The 21,160-nt window shown below is 60.9% G+C and carries 16 protein-coding genes; 12 read left to right on the top strand and 4 right to left on the bottom strand.

Translation table 11 applies throughout. The features are described 5' to 3' along the window. Positions 1-68 precede the first annotated feature (68 nt). The 4 genes from PLANPX_RS21035 to PLANPX_RS21020 all read right to left on the bottom strand — a co-directional run bounded on the left by PLANPX_RS21035 (position 69) and on the right by PLANPX_RS21020 (position 7,731). Positions 69-2,495, bottom strand: a complete 2,427-nt coding sequence (locus tag PLANPX_RS21035) for a hypothetical protein (RefSeq protein WP_152100625.1) — start codon at positions 2,493-2,495, stop codon at positions 69-71. Positions 2,496-2,744: 249 nt separating this feature from the next. Next, positions 2,745-3,746, bottom strand: a complete 1,002-nt coding sequence (locus PLANPX_RS21030; RefSeq protein WP_152101957.1) for a DUF1559 domain-containing protein — start codon at positions 3,744-3,746, stop codon at positions 2,745-2,747. A 118-nt stretch (positions 3,747-3,864) separates the two neighbouring features. Next, entirely contained in the window at positions 3,865-4,299 is a 435-nt protein-coding gene (locus PLANPX_RS21025; protein WP_152100624.1) for a hypothetical protein, read from the bottom strand. A gap of 57 nt (positions 4,300-4,356) precedes the next feature. Continuing rightward, positions 4,357-7,731: a beta strand repeat-containing protein gene (locus tag PLANPX_RS21020; protein ID WP_172992220.1), complete on the bottom strand. Its 3,375-nt coding sequence runs from the start codon at positions 7,729-7,731 to the stop codon at positions 4,357-4,359. A gap of 853 nt (positions 7,732-8,584) precedes the next feature. Here PLANPX_RS21020 and PLANPX_RS21015 point away from each other — a divergent pair. The 12 genes from PLANPX_RS21015 to PLANPX_RS20960 all read left to right on the top strand — a co-directional run bounded on the left by PLANPX_RS21015 (position 8,585) and on the right by PLANPX_RS20960 (position 21,126). Continuing rightward, positions 8,585-9,889, top strand: a complete 1,305-nt coding sequence (locus PLANPX_RS21015; protein ID WP_172992219.1) for an ROK family protein — start codon at positions 8,585-8,587, stop codon at positions 9,887-9,889. After that, positions 9,886-10,986 (top strand): mandelate racemase/muconate lactonizing enzyme family protein, encoded by a 1,101-nt coding sequence (locus PLANPX_RS21010; RefSeq protein WP_152100621.1) that lies wholly within the window; start codon positions 9,886-9,888, stop codon positions 10,984-10,986. Before PLANPX_RS21015 ends, PLANPX_RS21010 begins: the two co-directional genes overlap by 4 nt. Continuing rightward, positions 10,979-11,707, top strand: a complete 729-nt coding sequence (locus PLANPX_RS21005; RefSeq protein ID WP_198421787.1) for an amidohydrolase family protein — start codon at positions 10,979-10,981, stop codon at positions 11,705-11,707. Before PLANPX_RS21010 ends, PLANPX_RS21005 begins: the two co-directional genes overlap by 8 nt. A gap of 12 nt (positions 11,708-11,719) precedes the next feature. Then, on the top strand, positions 11,720-12,520 hold the full coding sequence (locus PLANPX_RS21000) for an amidohydrolase family protein (protein WP_152100620.1): 801 nt from the start codon (positions 11,720-11,722) through the stop codon (positions 12,518-12,520). Next, positions 12,517-13,392, top strand: a complete 876-nt coding sequence (locus PLANPX_RS20995; RefSeq protein WP_152100619.1) for an amidohydrolase family protein — start codon at positions 12,517-12,519, stop codon at positions 13,390-13,392. The genes PLANPX_RS21000 and PLANPX_RS20995 overlap by 4 nt, the downstream gene beginning before the upstream one ends. Then, positions 13,389-15,278 carry a sodium:solute symporter family transporter gene (locus PLANPX_RS20990; RefSeq protein ID WP_198421786.1) on the top strand — a complete coding sequence of 630 codons (1,890 nt, stop codon included), beginning with the start codon at positions 13,389-13,391 and terminating at the stop codon, positions 15,276-15,278. Before PLANPX_RS20995 ends, PLANPX_RS20990 begins: the two co-directional genes overlap by 4 nt. Positions 15,279-15,289: 11 nt before the next feature. Beyond that, the gene (locus PLANPX_RS20985; protein ID WP_152100618.1) at positions 15,290-15,796 is read left to right on the top strand and encodes a hypothetical protein; all 507 of its coding nucleotides are present in this window, start codon (positions 15,290-15,292) and stop codon (positions 15,794-15,796) included. Beyond that, positions 15,793-16,644: a creatininase family protein gene (locus PLANPX_RS20980; protein WP_152100617.1), complete on the top strand. Its 852-nt coding sequence runs from the start codon at positions 15,793-15,795 to the stop codon at positions 16,642-16,644. The genes PLANPX_RS20985 and PLANPX_RS20980 overlap by 4 nt, the downstream gene beginning before the upstream one ends. Beyond that, positions 16,641-17,726, top strand: a complete 1,086-nt coding sequence (locus PLANPX_RS20975; protein ID WP_152100616.1) for a Gfo/Idh/MocA family protein — start codon at positions 16,641-16,643, stop codon at positions 17,724-17,726. The genes PLANPX_RS20980 and PLANPX_RS20975 overlap by 4 nt, the downstream gene beginning before the upstream one ends. 82 nt (positions 17,727-17,808) lie before the next feature. Then, positions 17,809-18,204, top strand: coding sequence for a RidA family protein (locus PLANPX_RS20970; protein ID WP_152100615.1), 396 nt, complete (start codon positions 17,809-17,811; stop codon positions 18,202-18,204). Between the two features lie 42 nt (positions 18,205-18,246). Further along, positions 18,247-18,921, top strand: a complete 675-nt coding sequence (locus tag PLANPX_RS20965) for an RraA family protein (protein ID WP_152100614.1) — start codon at positions 18,247-18,249, stop codon at positions 18,919-18,921. A 96-nt stretch (positions 18,922-19,017) separates the two neighbouring features. After that, positions 19,018-21,126 carry a hypothetical protein gene (locus PLANPX_RS20960; RefSeq protein ID WP_152100613.1) on the top strand — a complete coding sequence of 703 codons (2,109 nt, stop codon included), beginning with the start codon at positions 19,018-19,020 and terminating at the stop codon, positions 21,124-21,126. The last annotated feature ends 34 nt before the right edge of the window (positions 21,127-21,160 follow it).

Raw genomic sequence — 21,160 nt, 5'->3', positions numbered from 1 at the left:
TAAACGGCGAAGACGTACTACCTCGCCGAAGCGATGATAACAGCAGAGTCGCCACGCTGAATCGACATTCAAAGCTCCAGGATATCGCCAGGCTTCGCTGGATGGCGTTCGCCATTAACGATCACAGCTTCCAAGCCGGCGATTTCCGGCACATGCAGCTGAACGCCTTGCGGTTGCTTGCGGAAACTCGGCTCCCACTCGACGTCGAGCGCCTTGCCGCCATCGACCACTTTGAACCGCAGCGTGACAGGGCCCGATTCGGTCGCAATGTTTTGGAAAACGGTTTGCTGCTCCGCGCTCAGCCAAGCCTCAGGGCAAAGGCGAAGGAGGTGGAACTGGCCCGGTTCGAGTTGATCGTCGATCACCGCCAGCTTCATCGCGTAGAACATCAACGCACCCGGCGCCGGTAGGCTCCAGATGCCATGACGATGTTCGCAGCCGCTGAATGTCTGCTGCGACAAGGCGCCGGAAAGCAGGGCATACACCCCCTCGAGGAACTTTTCACGATCACCCGACTGCCACGAGCAGAGAATATTGAAGCTGTAGCATGGCTCGCAGGTCGAGATCTCGTGAGTGAGAACCGCCCGTTGGTGCATGCCGCCGCGCGGGTCGTATAGCTTCGTATCAGGTCCCTCGCGGTAGTAAGCGAGCGAGTCCTTCATCAACGGGTCGTCAGCGTCGAGCAGACCCGCGTACACGAGCACCATCGGCCCAGTGTCGAGAAAGAAGGGGTGGCTTTGCATCTCGGGGCCGAAGAGACCGGTCGGCACGACGCGGTGCTCGACGCCGGCGTCGGTTTTCCAGGTCGGCATCGTCGCGGCGCGTTCGCGATAAGCATTGACGAACGCCTTCTTGTACTCCTTTGCTTCTGTCGCAAACTCGTCGGCCCGCGGGTGGCCAATTGATTGCAGCAGCTTCACGGCGGACTCAAGGCCTTTGTAGTTCCACGCAATATTCCAAACCGCTTGCGAAGGGACGCCCGTGTCAGTGGCGACCGCGGGAGGGAGCACGCCGGGAGCCCCTTCGTGGTTGGTATTGCGGCGAGCATCGCGCAAGAACTCGCAACCCTTAAGAATTGGTTCAAGAGCTTCATCAATGATTTGCTGATCGCCGGAGAGGAGCGCATTCTGCGCCATCGCATGGAGCACCGACCCATGGTCGGTCAGCCAGTCGATCGAGCTGAGTTGTTTCGGAGCCCCGAGGTAGCCAGGGTGGAGTTCGTACGCTTCGCCCGGCGGCTTGGTCGAGCCCTGATACTTGTGAAAAATCTTTAGGTTGTCGGCGACGAACTGGTGATAGCCGAGATGGTCGAGCAGCATGTGCGTCGCCATGCAGGTCGGCGTGGGCCACAACGTGTCGTAGTTCCAGTTGCCCGTCAGGAGCGCCTGGTCGCCGTTTTCGGGATTTGTTTCACTCGTCACCTGGGCGAGTTCAATCATCCGGCGAATCGCGCGATTGACGTGCGGCTCTGGAGTGACGACGACGGCGGCCGTATCGGGACGCTTCGTCCACTGCTGGTCGTTCTGGGAAAGGGCGGCGTCGAAGCCAAGATCGGCCTCGGCGCGCACCGCGTCGGCATCGCCGGGCAGCATCGGAACGAGCAAGTCGACGTACGTTCCTTTGACGGCCGGGATCGAAACCTGCAGGTAATAGTCGCGACTCCCTTCGGTCCGCTCCACGAGCATCGCCGAACCAGCGGACATCATGCCGACGAGCCGCACGCGGCCATCAGGCTCTACTAGCCGGCAACAAGAGAGGTTTTCCTTCTGATACGTATCGCGCGTGAGAGCTCGTGGATAAATGGCGCGTTCCGGATGAACGGTGAGGTTCTCTTCGTGCCACATGCTCCGTTGCATCATGTCTGGGTTGCCGATGTGGATCATCATCACCGCGTTGGGCGACGCCTCGAACTGATCGACATGCTCGACCTTGAGGCGCATCCACAAATACAACCGTTCCTTACCGGTCTTCGCTTCGATGCCGGCGGGCGAGTGGGCGAACACCTCCTCGCGGACGACGATGCCGGTGCTGCCGTACATCGTGTTCATCGGCCAGCGGGTCCAGAGGACCGGCGTTGCGTGATCGTCGTCCCACCCTTGCATTCCGACGCCGCCATCCGGGCGACTGCTTAGTTGAAACGCGTGATCAGGCCGTTGAGGGATGGAACCATCGAACGAAGGGGTGAGCGTGAGCTGAACGCCTTGGCCGATGTATGGGTTGAGATACTCTTTAATCGGTCCCGCCGGCATGCTGCGGAGCGGGTGGGTGTCGGCAACGATCGTCCCGTTGTAGAGCGAAGTGAAACGAAATGGGTGGTTCTTGATGCCTACTGAGGTCCAGACATTCCGCACAGAGGGAAACCAGTTTTTAGCGGATTCAAAGCTGGGCTCTTCGGCCTCAGCCGAGCACGCGGAGATGCACAGCAGGAAACACGCGGCCAGCGCTGATACCTGGGGAAACGAAGATCTCAGCGTGCATTCGCGAGGAAAGTTCATCGTGTAATTCCTAGGTGATTCTATTTATTACTCGAGGCGCGGCAGCTCGCATCGCCCGAGCACATCATTCGGCTCGCAGGCTAAACCATCTTGACCGCGGAAGTAGATTCGTCGCAAAGACACTTGGCGAAGTTCGGACATACGCCGTCCACAAGCAAGGGATCATCGCTGCCAGACGGGCCTAATTCGTCACAAAATCAGCGGCACTGCACGGCATCCGCCAAGGCAATGGCGTCTGGCGAATCGGACTCAGTTGGTTGCTTCCAACGTTTCACTGCCTTTGATCGTCGCCAGTGCGTAGTAGACGCCTAACTCAACTGAATCATTGATGAAGTGGACTGATCCATCCGCGTAAACGAAACTGAGTCCGGCTGGGTGCATGCTATTGAAGCCGAATTGAGTACGATATGGAAATGCCTCGACGCTCGGATCGACGTTGGGGGCACCTGGCACTGCGTAGTTCGGAGGAACAGCCGCCGTAGCCGACGCTTCGATGCTGTGCGCCCAGGAATAACCCATGCCGTAACAACGTCCCTTATCCTTGCAGTTGGCGCGCGACAACTCGAAGGCCTGCTCGCCGGCCATCATCGTGCGACTCGTTCCGTCTTCGATTTGCTGAAACCCTAACGGATCTTGCCATCTTAGCGGCCCCATGATGCCGTTCGCATTCATCCACGGCTCGTCGCCCGTCCGCTCGACGTTGATGTTGGTGAACGGCGGTACGTCAGACTGAGCGCCTAGAACGCCGTCGTAGTTGGTCAGACCGGCGGAAAGTGCGCCGCGAGTGTAATAACTCTCAGAACGGTTAAGCGGGTTATTAAGCGCCAACTCGTCGCTTGGGCATTGAAAAGCCGGAATGACGGCGCCCATCGCGGAGCTGAGCTTCAATGGGCTCTTGGGAATGTCCCCTTGAGCATAGACTTGCGCTTGCTCAACGTGCGGAAGAATGGACGCCAGCCAACTCCATGCACGGCAAGGAGTCGCCTCGGTAATAGCAGGCGACCCCCAAGCGCTCGTCGGAGTTCCATAGTCTCCGCTATAGCGATTGTATGGGATAACCTTCTGGCTCGATTCGAAATTGTGAACTCCTAAACCAATCTGCTTGAGGTTATTCGTGCATTGCGATCGACGAGCCGCCTCCCGCGCAGCTTGAACGGCGGGAAGCAACAATGCGACAAGCACGCCTATAATCGCGATGACGACCAGCAACTCGACCAAAGTAAATCCAGTCTTTTTCACATTGCCCAACACGTTTCGATCCTCCGTTGGCGATCACTTTGGCCGCAAGCTCGGTCCTGACAGCTTGCGATTTGAAGCAGCGAGACTCGTTAATCGGCATTTGCCGCATCAAACAAACGGCGCTCCGCAATCAGTTCGTCACAGCGATGTCGTAGGCTCCTGGAGGTGTCTCTTCCTTCACTTGCAGTCTGAGGGGAGTCGTGCCGGGATCGCGGAACTTCGCGTGGCTAATCGTCTTCGGTAAACCTTGCGGATTGCCGTCAGGCCCGATCGCGGTCTCGGTTACGTAGACCGTGACGACATACTCGCCTAAGGGGGCTCCAGGCTCACGATTGTGCATCAGCGAGTAGCCGCCGTCGGGGCCGATGCCTCCGACTAACTTAGTCATGCCGGAGGCGTCGCTGAATGTGACGGAGCCCTCCTTCGCCGGCGCGCCGTTCAGCGTCACTTTCCCTGAGACGGGAAAGTGAGCCGGTCCGGCTTGGCCGCCGCAGCCGATCAACGCGAGTATCGCGGCCGCCGCGCCCGCTACGCTCCACCGGCTTAGGTTCTTACTGACGATCACACAAACTCCTCCTTCGAAACGCGCTACGACCGATGACGACTCCTATCGCTTCAAGACCTAAGATCGACGCCGACGGCGGGCGGCGGCGGTCAAGGCCACGGCGATACCGCCGAGCAACACCGTGCTAGGCTCCGGAACTGCCGCCGCAGCGGTGGTGGCGGAAGTCCGCCCGTAGTTCCGCTGCCAGATCAGGAAATCTCCGCCATCGGTACGGCCGTCGCTGTTGGCGTCCGACCCGGCGCCTGCGCCGAAATCGGCCTTCCACTTCGTAAGGTCAGCGCCGTCGACGACGCCGTTGCCGTTGAAGTCTCCCGGAATCACCGTCGAACCGCCGACCGTCAGCACCAAACTCTTGCCAACGACTCCCAGGGTGTACCCGCTCGCGTCGCTCGGATCGAGCGCCAGCGAAGGCGCACTCAGCGTGCCGCTCACGGTGAGCAACGTGTAAGAACCGGCCGGCGTGAAGCCCGGCTCAAGGCGGATGTCGACCAATCCCGAAAGCGTGGCGTTGCCGGTGATGTTGAAGAAGTCGAGGTTGCTAGCGCCAATGTCGAACAGCAGCGTTCCCGTGCTGTTAAGCGTCGCGGCGAACGGCGTCGTACCGGCGGTTCCCAGCACGCCGCTGTTGGTGATCGTTCCCCCGCCGGTAACGCCTACGTTCAGATTGAGTTCGCCTTGCCCCGTCACGGTCAAAGTCGACGCGCCGAGCGAGAGGACGCTGTTGACGTCGAGCTTTGAGCCAGCGGCCATCGACACTGCTGTGTTGGCTTGAACTGTGACGGGAACTTGTAGTTCGTGGCTGCCGCTGACGGCGTTGATCGTCGGATTGACCGTACCGCCCACGGTATTCGCTTTGAGTACGATCGATCCAACGCCGCCGATAGCGTATTTGTTGGCATTGTCGAACCGCAGGCCGTTTACCGTTTGCGTGGTGTTCGTGAAGATCGACCGCGGCGCGTTGGCTCTCGTCCCAAACACCGCGATTGGACTGTTGCCCGTCGCCACATTCGGAATCATTCTTGGTATCCAGCTGGTCGCTTGGCCCCATGCGCCCGATGCGCCGTTCCACTCCGCCTGAGTAAAGTCGTCGCCGACGGTGGTGAAATTATCGACGCGCGCCGTCCCGCCGCGCAGCAGCAGAGTCGTGTCAAACGTGTAGGTCTTGCCATCGCCGTCGTCGCCGTACGCGCCGCCGAAGAACGCGAAGCGACCGTTCGGACCCGATCCGTTCAACTTGACCGCAGCCCCGCCCGCTGTGACGTCTCGAGTTAGCACCTCATAGTTTTGGTTATCGAGGTCGACGTTTAGCGTAAGTTCGACGACATGATCGGCAATGTACGACCCTACGGACGGAAGACCCGGTCCGTCTCCAATTGTGAGCGATGACGTTGTTCCGGCGGCGCCGACGCCGTCAATTCTGGCGAAGATTGGGCTGCGACCTTGCTCGCCAAGGAAGAATCCTGCCGATCCAGCGCCTGCGCCGTTGGCTACGACGCGAACCAGCGCCGTTGCGGTCAGGTCGAAGGCATCAGTTCCGCCCTCAACGCCAAATGTTCCGAATGGCCTGGCGACGTCGGCGCCAAACGTGCTCGTGTTGGCTTGCTGATAAAGAACTGACTGGCTCCCGGAAAGCGGGCTCGTTGGCGAGACAGTGACTGTTCCGTTGCTCGCCCCTCCTAGATAGAGTGCGCCAATCCAACCTTGTTGTCCGATGATCGCTCCGGAGGTGTACGCAGGGCTCTCGAAGTTGACCACGGCAGCGTCAGCTGCTTCTGCTCCCAATACGGCCGACGCCGCCAGGACGCACGTCGCGGACCGCGAGCGAACTTTCCGGCGGCCTCGGGCCGCGACCACAGCCGCTGCTGACAAGAAGACGCCGAAAGTCGTTGGCTCAGGCACGGTGACCCCCAGAAAGGTAAGCGTAAGATTGTTTCCGTCCACGTTGAGTGCGAACGATCGGGCATCCTCCGGTGAAAGCGCTAGGCCGCTAGCGTCCAACTGACCGCCGGCGGTCAAAATCGTCACCGCACCGGTCGGCAGCGAGGTCTTACTCCAGACGATGTCGACGATGCCCGAAAGGGTGGCGTCGCCGAGGACGTTGAAGAAGTCGGCGCCGTTTTCGTCGGCACTGACGAGCAGAGCGCCCTGGCTAACCAAGTCGCCGCCGATGGCGGACGATTGAGCGGTTGCCAACGCGCCGAGGTTAACCACCGTACCTCCGCCAACCGTACTGTGGTTCAACCAGACGTTGCCCGTGAGCGTCAACGTGTTGCCGTTAAGATTGATCTCGTTATTAAAGTCGATGCTCGCGCCGGCGGAGGCTATCACCGAAGCGCTGTTCACGAGACTGACCGGCACTTGAATCTGATGCGATCCGCTCGTGACGCGAATCACCGGCGCGACAGGCGCGCCCGAATTATCGGTCTGCAATGCAATGGAGCCCGTGCCGGCGATGGCATAGGTTTGGCCGCTGGCGAATTCAATCGAGTTCACATTGCGAGTTGAAGTTGTGTAGACCGTTTGAGGCGACGTAATGACATTCCCGAAGACGACGTGCTGGCGGCCCGGAACAGCACCGGGCACACCAGCAGGAGCCCAATTGGTCGCCTGCGTCCAACTTCCTGAAGCATTTGCGCCCCAAGCATAGTCGGTCACCGACGGGCCGACGCCAGCCGTGAGTTGTATGTCGTCAATTTCTACGACGCCGCTGCGCAGAATAGCGCCGACCGCCACGTCGTAGCTCCCCTCCGGACCAAGCGCATCAAAACCGATGAAGAACCCGTAAGTTGCGGTCACCGCATCGCCGCCGAAAGTCAAATTTTCAACGATGAGATTATAAGTACTCGCATCAAAATCGACCTCGTAGGTCATCTTCAGCACGTCGCCGCTAAAATAAGTGAACCCAGGCAACGTGGCGACAGCAGGCCCTGTCGTGCCTGCAATGATGTCGCTGCCGACGATCTCGGCGAATATTGGCGTACCGCCGCTGCCCGCGACGGCGTTCAAATACAAGCCGCCTTGACCGACGCCGACGCCGTTCTGATTAGCGCGCAGCTTATAGGAGAGGGTCAGATCGGTCCCAGCCACGCCCGGAACAATGTTGATGACATTGCCCTTCGCGATGTCGCTTCCACCCGTGGTGCCTGCTCCAGCGGGGACGCTCGTCTGCGTATATCGCAGCGACTGCCCCCCTGCAAGAGGCGACGACGACGTCACGTCGACGGTTCCATTAACGGCGCCGCCGAAAAACGGGTCGTTAAAAATATAGTTGCCCGTGTTCCAGCCGTTACTCCCCACAATTGTGCCGTTGGAGTAAGTCGGCGACTCAAAATCGATCGTCACGGCGTGCGCTGGAACGGCCGCGACCGCCACGCTGAAGATCGCCGACAAGACAAACGCCTGCCCTGCCCGCAAGAGCCTCGAACTCGTCATGGGAAGTCCCTCGTCCGGAAAGTTGTTCGTTGAAGATGCGCCGGCCTGTCGACCAGCAAGACGCTCGCACCGCCCTCGGCTCCGTTGCTCGCCTACCGTCCGCTTCGCATCGAGTGACGCTCGCCAGACGCTTCTCTCGCTAACCGGCCCATATCGATGAGCGGCCGGTTGATTTGCGCCCGATGCCGACGAGTCGGTTTCACCCGTCGACATCGGGGCGGGTCGATTACTGCAGCCGGTGCAAGATTCCTCGGCCCGACTATCTGCCCCAAGCAATCGACCCATATGCGGCTCCTTAATTGACTAGCGAATCGTTGAGCTTTCACGCTTCGGCGCGGCGATCCAACGAAACCGCCCAAGGTGCCGCCTGTGGACAATTTCTGACTGAACGGGCTCATGCTATGCGATGCGGCCTGGCAAGGTCAACAACTTTTTTTACAAAATTGGAATTTTATTATTTCATTCCGCCTGGAGGTTGCGGTACGATGGAAGCCGTAGGAAATTGGCCAATAGTCGGACATCCGCCAAACCAACTCGGAAGATGCGCCCGATTTCCACACAAGGATCACAGTTAAATTTCCTTTTTGTAAATTTATTAAAAGACGGCCCGCCACCTCGAATGGGCCTCACTCCAGCCGGAGGCCCACAAACTCACGACCGCCTCAATTGCCCGTCGCGGAAGCCTGATATCGAGACCGCTACAGCCTAGAGCGGGGTAGAAGTCGGCTTCCCTACCAATCGGCAGTCTCCACGCGCATCACGGAAAGCGGGTATGTTTGATCGCGATTGATCGAATTCATCCCAACCGCTTACACCGTCGCACGTTATGCCCAAGAAACGCCCTTCCACGAATATGAAATCCACTAAAACCAACCCGCCCGTCTGGCGACGCGAAGATGGCCGCAGCTCGAAGCGCGCCTACAACCGTTCGCTCGTTTGCGCGGCGCTGTTCCACGAAGGCCCCCGTTCGCGGGTCGGGTTGAAGCAGTCGACTGGGTTGCCGTTGTCGAGGCTCTCCGACATTTGCGGCAGCCTGATCACCGAAGGGGTGGTTCGTGAAAGTATGATCAGCCCGGCTGCGGGAACGGGGCGCGGGCGGCCGCGTTCGCTGCTGGAGCTCGACCTGCGGCGACTCGGCGTAGCCTGTGTGCGTTATGACCAAGAGTCGGTAACGACGGCCCTCGTCGATCTCGCCGGAACCGTCCACTGGAAGCGCCGCTGGAACGCCCCTGGAACAGAAGATGCGACGACTCGCCTGCGGATGATCGCCAAACATTTGAAGCAAACGCTAACAGTGGCTCACGAGGTCGGCGTGAAACTCGTCGGCGTCGGTGCGGCTGATCCGGGAACGGTCGACGTCTCCACCGGCAGATCGATTCGCGCCGTCAACATGCCAGGCTGGACGAATGTGCCGGTCGTCGAGCACTTGAGCCAATCGACGGAACTGGCGGCGGTGATCGAAAGGGCTGACGGCTGGCAGGCGCTCGGCGAAGTCGCTTACGGCGCGGGCCGGGGTTCGCAACATGTGTTGTTCGTCACTCTGCTGGAAGGCATCGGCGGCGGCATCGTTGAAGGGGGCAATTTGCTCGCCGGCCGCGACGGTTCCGCCGGCGAAATCGGTCACACGCGCGTCTCGATGGACGGCCCCCTCTGCGGCTGCGGCGGACGAGGTTGCCTCGAAGCTCACTTGGCGCCCTCTCGCTTAGCGGCCTTGTGGCGCGGCGTCGCCCCCACAGATCTCGACAACATTGTTCCGCGCGGCGAAGAAGCAGGCGACGATTTCGCCCAAATGCTTGTCGCAGCTCGAGCGAACGATTCACGAGCCCGCGAAGTCCTCGCCAACGCGGCGAAGGCACTAGCTGTGGCGCTCGGCAACGCGACGAGCCTGCTCAATCCGGAGCGAATCATCCTAGGAGGCCGCTTCGTGGCCGCCGGCGATTCGCTGCTCGGCTTGCTACGCGAAGAATTGCCGAAGTACGCGCTGCCGGAATTGGTCGCGAACGTCGACATCCGCCTGGCAGAACTCGGCGAAGACTCAGCGTTTCTCGGCATCGCGGCGCGCGTGCGGAGCAATTTATTCGCCTACCCCTCGATGGGCGGCACGGTAGAGCATCGCCCCAGTGCGAAAAGCACGGCCAAGAAAGGAAAGAGTCCGTGAGTTTTGCGGTCAGTAAGATCGAAGCCCGCATCGTCGACCACGCGGTGCGGCAGGAGGGGGCGATCGTCTCGTCGCTCGGTCGGCACGTGTCGTCGCGATACCTGACGGTGACCGTCTGGAGTAGCGACGGAGTCTGCGGTTACGGCGAAGGGACGACGGCGCCGATTTGGAGTGGGGAATCGGCCGAAACCGCTAAGTGGATGAGCGAAAATTTCATGTCGCCGCTCGTCGTCGGCAAGACCTTCGATCACCCGAGCGAAGCCGTTGCGATTCTTGACCGGCATCTCCATGCGAACTCATTCGGCAAGGCGGCCATCGACATCGCGTTGTGGGATCTGTGGGCCCGCAACCAGAACAAATCGGTCTCGCAACTGATTGCCGATCGGTCGCCCGTCGAATCAATCCCCACCCGAGTGAGCATCGGCTGCTATCCGCCGGCGGAAACGGTGCGGTTGGCGGTTGAATTCTGGGAAGCGGGCGTGCGAACGCTCAAATTCAAAACGGGCGTGCCAGGCATCGACGATGTGGCGCGTCTGCGCGCCGTTCGCGAGCGACTGGGCGATGAGCCGATCTTCACGATCGATGCGAACGGCGCCCACGCAACTGCCGATGAAGCCGTGGCAGCCATCGAAGCGTTGGAACCCTATAACCTCGCTATCGTCGAACAACCGACGCGGCGCGATCGTTTGGCGGCCCTCGCCGAGGTGAAACGTCGCACAAACCCGCCCGTCATGGCAGACGAGTCGGTCTTCACGCCCGACGATCTCGACGAAGCGCTCGAGCTCGACGCCTTCGACATCTTGTCGGTCTACCCCGGCAAGAACGGCGGGTTCTCGCACTCGCTCGCAATGGCCAAGAAAGCCCAGGCCGCCGGCAAGCTCTGTGCGATTGGTTCGAATTTGGAAACCGATCTCGGACAGGCGGCCCACCTCGCACTGGCTTCCAGCCTCTCCGCATTCCCGGTTGATCGCTACGCCTGCGATCTGATGGGGTCGCTGTTCTACGCTCAGTCGGCGGTCACTCCAGCGGTCGAATTAAAACAAGGTCGCGTCACGGTTCCCACTGGCCTCGGTTTCGGAGTGCAGCCGCGTGACTAGAGCCTCGCGAATCATCGACGCACACGCCATGCTCGGCGACGAGACGTATCTCGCGCTTGACGCTGTAGAGCTACTGCGCCGAATGGATGCAGCAGGCGTGGAGATCGCCATCGCCCGACCGATGGGAGCGGGCCTCGTCGTCGATCACCGCGCCGGCAACGATCTCACTCTCAGCGCAAGCCCACGGATTCGCGGACTGGCGACGATCAATCCTTGGTGGGGCAGGGCAGGGCTCGAGGAACTCGCCCGCTGCCGAGATCTCGGCGCCGTCGGCCTCTATCTCGATCCACTACGCCAAGGCTTTTTCCCGACCGAGCCGGTGGCGTTCCCCGTGTACGAGCGGGCGGCCGAGTATGACTGGCCGATCATGTTCCGCACGGGGACTTACGTGTTCGCCGACGTGCTGGCGGTGGTCGAGATCGCGAGAAAGTTTCCGACCGTTAACTTCATTGCCGGCTTCGGGGGTTACGCCGACATGTGGTTCGAGATCGGGGCCGCAATCGGCAACGTGCCGAACCTGTACCTCGACGCCTCGATGCTCTGGTCCGACGGCATTCTGGAAATCATCAACCAGCATGGCGCCGAACGCGTGCTGTTCGGCAGCGCCGAGCCGCGCAGCCGCTACGAAGTGAGTCTCCGCACGCTCGATCGTCTCGAACTTTCTGCGGAAACGCGGGAAGCGATTTATCATGGCAACGCCTCGCGGCTCTTCAAGGTGTAACTCGGAGCGAAGATGACGCGAATTATCGACTTCCACGCGCACCTCGACGAACGCTGGTTCCACGTGCCATGCGATTCGCCGAGTTCGATGGTCGCGACGCTCGATCGCTTCGAAGTCGAGGCGGCCTGCGTCTTCACGATCATGGGTTTTTATGAGGATTGCATCCCGCACAACGAAGCGCTCCTCCGCCGTGCGAACGAGTATCCCGATCGCTTAATTCCCTTCGTCACGGTCGATCCCAAGCTAGGGCGTGCAGCCGTTGACGAACTTGAGCGCTGCCTCGCAAATCCCCGCTTCCGCGGCATCAAGTTTCATCCGTGGCTGCAGGCGTTCGCGTCGAGCATGCTCCGCGACACGATGATGGATATTCTGCACGTCGCCGCGCAGCACCAAGTGCCGATTCTCTTACACGACGGGACGCCGCCCTATTCGACGACGTACCAAGTCGCCGATCTCGCCCGTTGGTCGCCGGAAACGACCATCGTGCTCGGCCATGCCGGCTCGGCCGACTACGTCAGCCCGGCAGCTCAGCTGATTCGCGAGATTCCGAACCTCTACGGCTGCTTCTGCGGCCCGCGGCCAGGCGATCTTGAGCACTTGGTGGCACTCGGCGGCGCCGAGAAGATTATCTTCGGTTCCGACTTCGGCGCGGCGGGCTGGCGGTTGCTGCCCGAGCGAATCGACAACGTTACGGAAGCGAAGCTAACCCCGGCGGAACTCGATCTCATCCTGTACGGAAACTCGGTCCGTCTGCTCAAGCTCGACGAATTCCTGCTCACTGCAACGGCCTCATCGGCGGGAGGCAAAAGATGATCATTGACGTCCACGCTCATTGCTGGCCGGAAGGTTCGTTCAACGAAGAGTTCATGACCGACGCGCGCCGTATGCGGGCGAGCGCCGTGAACTTGCTCACGCCGTACGAGCGCTATCGCGACAATTTGCCGACTGACGAAGAGGTCGTCACGATTGTCTTCGGCGGCAAGGCACGTCTGTCGGGGCTGTGGGTGAACGACGCTGACGTGGCGTCGTACGTCGCCCAGGCGCCCGACCGGATGATCGGGTTTCTTTCGGTCGACCCGACGCAGCCAGGGTGGGAAGAGGAACTTCGCGAGGGTCATCAGCGGCACAGCTTACGCGGCATCAAGCTGCTGCCGATGTACGCCGACTTCTACCCGCAAGACGAACGGCTCGATCCGCTCTGGCGCTATGCCGGCGAGCATCAACTGCCGGTGCTGCTGCACACGGGCACCACGTTCGTGTCGAAGGCGCCGATCGATTGCACGCTGCCGCGTCATCTCGACGTCGTCGCAAGGCGTTTCCCCGACGTGAAGATGATTCTCGCCCACTTGGGACACCCGTACGAAGGCGAGACGGTTGCCGTCATTCGCAAGCATCCCAGCTTGTTCGCCGACATTAGCGCGCTCACCTATCGACCGTGGCAGCTGTTCCACAGCTTGATGCTCGTCCACGAGTACAACGTCTGGGACAAGATTCTGTTCGGCACCGACTACCCCGTGACGACCGTGACGGAAACGATCGCCGGTCTGCGATCGTTGGCAGAAGTGCGGATCGATCGCTTCGCGCTGCCGGCTGAGCAAATTGAACGCTTGATTCATCGCGACGCCTTGGCGTTGCTGGGACTTTCTGACTTCCGCAGTCAACCGCACGATCGGAGAAGCGCGTGAGCCTGCTTGCCTTACTCAACCTGTCGTTGTCGGCGACCGACTGGGGCGTCATTGCGATCTACTCGGTCGCGATGATCGGCCTAGGCGTCTACTTCTCGCGAGCCGCGACGAAGAGCGCCGACGGCTTCCTCATTGGCGAGCGCAGCCTGCCCTGGTGGGTGATTGGCTTCGCCAACGTCTCCGGCTATTCCGACTGCGGCGGGGGATGGGTCTGGCTATTCTTCGTCGGCGGGTTCATGTACCTCAATCAGATCGCTTGGATCGCCTGGCCGATCTGGATGCCGCTCGTCGGCGTCTTCTGGGCGAAAATGTGGCGCCGCAGCGGGCTGGTCACCACGGGCGAGTTGATCGAATTCCGCTACTCAGGGAAAGCGGCCGCCGCGTTCCGCGGCTTCTACGGCCTCTATGCCTGCTTCGGCTGGGCGACCGTGTTTCTCGGTTACGGTACGGCGATGCTTTCGGAAATGCTCGCCCCGCTACTCGGTTGGTCGCCGCTCACGGTCATCATTGTCTTCGGCGCCATCGGCACGGCGTATACGGTGCTCGGCGGATTGCTTGGCGCGGCGTACATCGACATCCCGCAGTTTGCCATCTTCTTCACCGCAGCGCTCGCAGTGTGGTTCTTTGGCGTTCAAGATTTCGGCAGCTACCAAGCGATTCTCGACAAGGCGATGACGCAGCGCGGCGCCGACTTTTGGCAGGTACTGCCCCCTTCGTCGGGAACGAATAGCTACGTCGACCCGATGACGCTGATGGCGCTCTGCATCGTTGGCCTGTTCCTTGCCGGCAGTCCGTGCGCTGGCGAGGGTTGGACTGCTCAACGCTGCCTTGCCGCGAAGGACGAACGCCACGCTGTGTTGGGCCAGATGCTCAACTGCGTACTGACGTTGGTCGTCCGCATGATTCCGCTGCTGCCACTCGGCATGTTGGCAATCGCCCTCTATCCGGCAGCCGATGTGAAGAACTCGACCATCCTGCTCCCCGACGGCTCGACCGCCGGTTCGATCAGCGTGTGGTCGCAGTTGGTGATCAAGTACGCCGATCGCGTCCCCGGCTTCGGCGGCATTCTGATCGCTGCGGTCGTCGCGGGCTACATGTGCACCGTCGGCACGATGCTGCAGTGGGGTTCGTCGTTCGTCGTGAACGACTTTTATCGCCGGCACATCCGTCCCGATGCACCGGAGAAGGAGCATATTATCGTCGCCCGCGTGACGATGGTCGTCATGATGATCATGGCGACCGCGCTCGCCTTGGGCATCAGCGATATCGGCCCGTGGGTCTTCTTCATCAACGCTGCGATGATCGCCCCGGCGCTGCCGCTCGCGTGGCTTCGCTGGTTCTGGTCCCGGTTCAATCTCTGGGGCGAACTATTCGGCCTAGTGATCTCGGTCCCGCTGTCGAGCTTCGTCTGGTTTACGCTCGACGGCAAGAGCTGCCCCACCTGGCAGCCGACGTTGCTGCTGCTGGGCATCGGGTTGGTGGGAAGCATCGTCATCTCATTGCTGACGCCGCCCGAATCCGCGGAAACGCTGCGGAACTTTTATTTGAAGGTCCGCCCGCACGGAGCTTGGAGCTCGGTACGTAACAAGCTCGCCGCGGAAGGGCTAATCGATCTCAGTCAGCAGCGTCGCGAGCTCCGCTGGGACTTGGTCGCTTCGGTGTGCGGGATCGTTTTCTGCTTCACCATCACCTATGCGTTTTTCATGGCCGTCGTGTTGAAGTGGCAAAGCGCTGCGGGCCTCGCCATCGCCGCCGTGATCAGCGGATTCGCTTTCTTCCTCAGTTGGCTGCGTAGTGCCCAAACTGCGGCGTTAGCCGACGAGAAGGCGGGAGTGAACCGCTTCGTCGCGCCAACGCAATCGTTTGAACTGGAACTCCCCACCTAGTGACCGAATCGATGACCAACGTTGCTTCAGCAGATCCATACGCGAATCCCTACAGCGCCGACGCCGATCGCGGCGAGCTGTGGGAGATCCTGATCGCCCGCGATTCCGATGCGTTCGCCGCTTCCGACTGGTCGGTTTGCGACGGCGATTTCGCACACGATCGGTTTGAAGGAATCACGGCGAACGGCTCGTTCAATCCCATCGATTGGGCTCTCCGCTACCCGACGGTTGAATCATATCGCGACGATTGGCTGCAGATGGCCGAGCGATACCTACAGGTTCCGCTCGCCGCCACGCCCCACCGCGAATTGCTTTACCGTATGCAATCGTTCGCCAAAGTCGAGATTGCTGATGACCGGGCGATTGTGTGGAAGCAGTTCTGGGCTGATGAACCGCTGGCCGACGGCGAGCGGTACCAGCTTTCGGCCCAGAGCGTCTACCGACTCCACCAAGTCGACGGCCGTTGGAAGATTGTTGGCTTCGTCGGCTACCTCCCAATGGAGTCGCGCGGCGCATGAAGTGGATTGAACTCAATTCGCCGCGACTCGGCAGCGTCTCACGCGAGACGATCTGCGTGCTGCCGCTCGGAGCTACCGAGCAGCATGGCCCCCATTTGCCGTTGGCAACCGATCAAATCATCGCCGACGGCTTGGCGGCCCGGCTCGACGCGCTCTGCGGCGATCAGTTGCTTGTGCTGCCGGGACTTCCGGCCACCTGCAGTGAACATCATATGGCATTCCCGGGATCGCTCACGCTCGATCACGCCGCATTCATCAACATAGTGACGCAGATCGTCAGTTCTGCAGCTCGCCACGGCTTCCGCCGCTTCTTCCTGCTGAACGCCCACGGCGGCAATATCTCAGTCGGTGGCGTCGTCGCCGAAAAGCTTTCGACGCTGCTGCCAGAAGTCGACGTCGTCTTCGGCACCTGGTTCCGGATGGCGGGCGAACGGCTGCGGCATCTTGTCGAGGGCGACTACCCTGCGGTGGGGCATGCGTGCGAGTTCGAGACAAGCCTCGTCATGACGATGCGATCTGAACTCGTTGACGAGTCGGCGATTGTCGACGACGGCGCGACGCCAACATCGCCGCTCTTGAAGTTCGATCTCCTGGCCGGCGGATCGACGGTTCGTTCGGTTCCATTCGACCGCTTCACAGAGAGCGGCGTGTGGGGCAAGCCGAGCTGCGCCTCGTCGGCGAAGGGGGAGGCGATTCTCGATATCGTCGTCCCGCTCATCAGAGAGATTTTGCACGCCCATTGGCCGGATGGCTTGGGGCTGAAGAACTCCGGCGGCACTGATACTCAACGCAACGCGACGGCTCACGCCGGCGATGCGAAACAGATGGAACGGGAGGTGATTGCGTGATCTCCGTTGGACTCATTGGATGCGGCGAGGTGGCCGAGAGCGGCCATCTCCCAACGATTTTGCAGAGCGATCGCTTCCAGTTGGCCGCAATTTGCGACGTCGATCCCGCCCGCGCTAAACTTTTCTCCGATCGCGCCGGCGGCGTACCGCAGTACAGCGACTGGCGCGAACTACTCGCTCGCGAACACAGTCTCGACGCGGTCGTGCTCGCTCTGCCGCCGGAGATCAGCCCCGACGTCGTCGTCGAAGTCCTACGTCTGAACCTCGCTGTTCTTGACGAGAAGCCGATTGCCGTCTCGGTCGCTGAAGGGCGTCGTTTGCTCCAAGCAGTTGAAGAGCATCGCGGCGTGTACCAAATCGGCTTCGTGCTGCGTTACGGCGATTGGGTCGAGTACATACGGCAACTCGCGCCGTCGCTCGGCTTGCCGCTGCAGATTAATGTCGAAGTTTACGACGAACGTTACAACCCAGACGACGCGCTTCACCTTGCCCGCATCCAGAGCTTCATCCGCAACAGCTCGGCGATGACGCACGAGGGATCGCACGTCATCGACTACGTGAGCCTGTGGAACCACAGCCCGTGGCGGAGCGTTAGTGCCGTCGCCCAGCAAACGTCGCCGTCGTTCAGCGGTCCGAACGTTTGGAACTCTCGCATTGAGTTCGATGATCAGTCAACGCTCGACGTGAAAATTGGTTGGCTACTTCCCGAACTTCCGCCATCGACCATCACAGTCAACGGTCCGGAGGGACGGCTCGACTTCAATTGCGTTACCGGCGTTGGCCATCTGGAAGTTGGCGGGGGCGAACAGGCGTTCGCGCTGCCGCCGTTGGCTCCGCATTGGGAGCGCCAGTACCGAACGTTCGCCGATGCGATCGATCGCGGTTCCGCTGATCTGGCGACCGTGAGCGATGGCGTTCGGGCCTTGGAAGTCACCGCCGCATGCGAACTATCGGCGACGAGCGGGCTGGCTGTAACTCCTGGATCGTTGGCCGCTGCGCTCGGCCTGACAGGAAACGTGCAGCGGCCCGCTCGGCACACGCCGCGGTCCACGGGACCAGAGCGGATCGTGGAAGCTCGCTAACGCCAAATTGGCGTTCGCCGCCGAACTGTCAGCGGCGCGTTCGCCCTTGCTTCAGTTTCGTATCGCTCGTTGCAGTATTGCCATGCCTCAAGACATCATCCCAATTCGCGGCGGCGGAATCATCAACAGCTCGCTGCCGTTCTCGCCCGGTATCCGTGCGGGGGACTACGTATTCGTCTCCGGCATGGCGTCGGCCGACGAGAACGGCGCCATCATTCACGATGAATTCGAGAACGAAGCTCGCCGAACCTACGAGAACTTGGGGCGCGTGCTGCGTGGCGCGGGTCTCGATTTCGATCGCGTGGTCCAAGTTCGCTGCTATCTGCAACGGCAGGAAGATTGGGACGCCCACAATCGCATCTATCGCGAATTTTTTTCCGAGCCGTTCCCTGCGCGAACGACGCTTGTCGGCTGCTTGGGCGATCTCGTGAAGTACGAGGTCGACTGCATCGCCTACGCGGGCCGAGCCGACGCTTAGCATTCGCACGCCTAACACCCTTTCGATTGATTTTTCTGCGCCATGGCCATTCCGACTGACGATCCTTCCCGCTTCGCCTGGATTCGCGAGCACCTCCGCGTCCCCGCAGTTTGCGACATCCTCGACGACATCGGCCGCCGCTCTCAGGCGATGCATCACCGCCTCCGTCCGCTCGATGCGGACAATTGCATCATCGTCGGCCGTGCGCGGACGTTCCGGTGGATGGAAGTCGACTACGTCATTGAAGAGGATCCATACGGCCTCGAGATCGACGTGATGGACGACCTCAAGCCCGGCGACGTGCCGGTCCACTCCAGCGATGCGAGTTGGACGAACGCTCCCTGGGGCGAGTTGATGAGCACGCTCGCCAAGCGGAGCGGTTCCACCGGTTGCATCTGCGATGGCCTGATCCGCGACTGCCGGCAGATCATCGAGATTGGTTACCCGATTTTCTACGCCGGCATCCGCCCGCTCGACAGCAAGGGGCGCGGCCGCGTCATGGCGTATGACGTGCCAGTCCGCTGCGGCGATGTGCTGGTTCATCCGGGCGAGTTGGTATTCGCCGATTTTGACGGCGTCGTCGTCGTGCCGCGGGACGTTGAAGATCAAGTCCTCGAGATGGCAAACGACAAGATGGGCAAAGAAAGCCTCACGCGGCGCGATTTGCTAGCGGGGCGTTCGTTGCGCGAAGTATTCGATCAGTACGGCGTGCTGTAAGCGCCGCGGGCGATCAGGGTTGATCGCCCACCCCCTCAACCACGACGTCGAGCGGCGAGTCGCTCGACGTCGGCGGGATCGGTAGAGGACGCCTCCGTGAGTACGGCTCTCCATTCACTGCAGCGGCTGCTTGCGATCGTCGCCGCGTTCTGCGTGCTCGCGAACGCGACAATTCAGGCCGCGGCGCCGGTGCTAGTCCTTACGGACGGGACCGCACAGAACAAGTTCGGCAACTACTTTGCCGAGATCATGCGCGGCGAAGGCTTGCTCGCCTTCGAGCAACGCGAAAGAGTGTCGCTCACAGCGGCGAACGAATCGCCGTTGAGCAACTACAAGGCAATCGTCCTCGCAGAGATGTCGCTGTCGCCCGGGGAGCATACGCTGTTGCGCAACTACGTGGCGGCCGGTGGGACGCTCATTAGCGCTCGCCCAGATACAGGACTCTCCGACGTGTTCGGAGTTGAGTTCGCCGGCAATCGCCCCGAGCGGACGCTGCAGTACTATGCGGTCGATCCGTCGCAGCGACCGGGAGCCGGCATGACGCAGGGCGCCCTTCAATATCACGGGGTGGCGGCGAACTACAACCTGCAAGGCGCTACCGCCGTCGCCTCTCTTTACGCGAACGCCGAAACTCCCTCCAACTATCCGGCAGTAACTTCGAACTACTACGGCGCGGGGCAGGCAATTGCCTTCAGCTTCGATCCTGCCAAAAGCGTCGTCCTCACCCGTCAGGGCAATCCCGATTGGAAAAATACCGAAGGCGACGGCGTTCCCGAGTACCGGCCGCATGACATGTTCACGCGAACCGACGGGCGGACCTACTACGACGTCGAGCGAATGGCGATTCCGCATGCCGACGAGCTGCAACGGTTCCTCGCGAACGTCCTCATCGACGCCAATTCGGCGCCGATGCCGCGGATGTGGTACCTGCCCGGGAATCACAAGACGTTGATGGTGAATACGGGCGACGGCGAAGATAACTACGGCGCCCAGTTCAATCAGGTATTGAACGATGCCGCGAGTTACGGTGGGACCTTCAGCGTGTACCTCCGTGATATCGGCGTGGCCAACACGACGGCCGCTCAGGAAGCGGCTTGGCGCGCAGCCAGCCACGAAGTCGGCGTCCACATGTACGCTGATGGCATCGACGGAGCTGGTGCCTCTCCCCACATGACGTACGCCTACGACCGCGTCGTCTCGGCGCTGGAGAATAAGTTCGGACACACCGCCCGCACGGCGCGCAGCCATACGATCGACTGGACCGGCTGGGTCGACATGGCCCGCATCGAGGCGAACCGGGGTACGCAACTCGACACGAACTACTATCACTATCTCAACGGCAATCTGTTCGATTCCGTCACCACCAACGGGTATTTCACCGGCAGCGGGTTGGCCCAACGGTTTATCGACGAGAATGGCCAGATGCTCGGCATCTACCAGGCCGCCACGCAGTGGACCGACGAATGGTTCGGCAACTTCGGCATGACGGGCGAGCAGGCCGTCAACATCATGACCACGATGTTCGAAACGGCTGAGCGGGAAGGTTACTACTCTGCCTTCGTCAACAACATCCATCCGGTCCGTTACTACGGTACGGACATCACGCACGAATGGGCCAACGCCATTTGGCAATATTGCCAGGAGCGCGACATCCCGATGTGGTCGGCGGAGAAGCTGCTCGATTTTAACCTCGCGCGCAACGAATCGCAGTTTGCCAATGTCGCCTACGCCCCCGGCAGCTTGGAGTTCGACTACATCGCCGGCGCGGCGGACTTCGACCTGACGCTGATGTTGCCGCTCGATTGGTCGGGCGATCAGCTGACTTCGATCTCGATGGATGGCTCGCCCATTGAATGGTTCGTTGAGGAAATTAAGGGCATCGAATACGCGATGTTCACGACGCCGGTCGCCAAGGCGCATTTTGCCGCCTCGTACGCTGCCCTGCAGTCGGCCGATTTCAATTTCGACGGCCGCGTGGATGAACTTGATCTTGCTCGCTGGCGAGAAAGCTTCGGGTTCGACGAGCTCGCCGACGCCAACGGCGATGGCGTGACGGATGGCGCCGACTTTCTCGTCTGGCAGCGGCAGTTCAGCGCAGAAACGCCGGCCTCTGCAGCAAGCATTCCTGAACCAACCTCGGTGTTACTCCTAACGGCAGCTGCAGCTTGCGTCTTGCCGCGGCGGCGGAGCGGGCGAACTCATTGAGCTCGCTGCTCGCCTACGACCAATCCACTCGCTA

It is taken from the genome of Lacipirellula parvula (assembly GCF_009177095.1).
Taxonomy (GTDB): Bacteria; Planctomycetota; Planctomycetia; order Pirellulales; family Lacipirellulaceae; genus Lacipirellula; species Lacipirellula parvula.
Note: the sequence above shows the minus strand (reverse complement) of the source record. Positions and strands in the feature narration are given on the sequence as shown.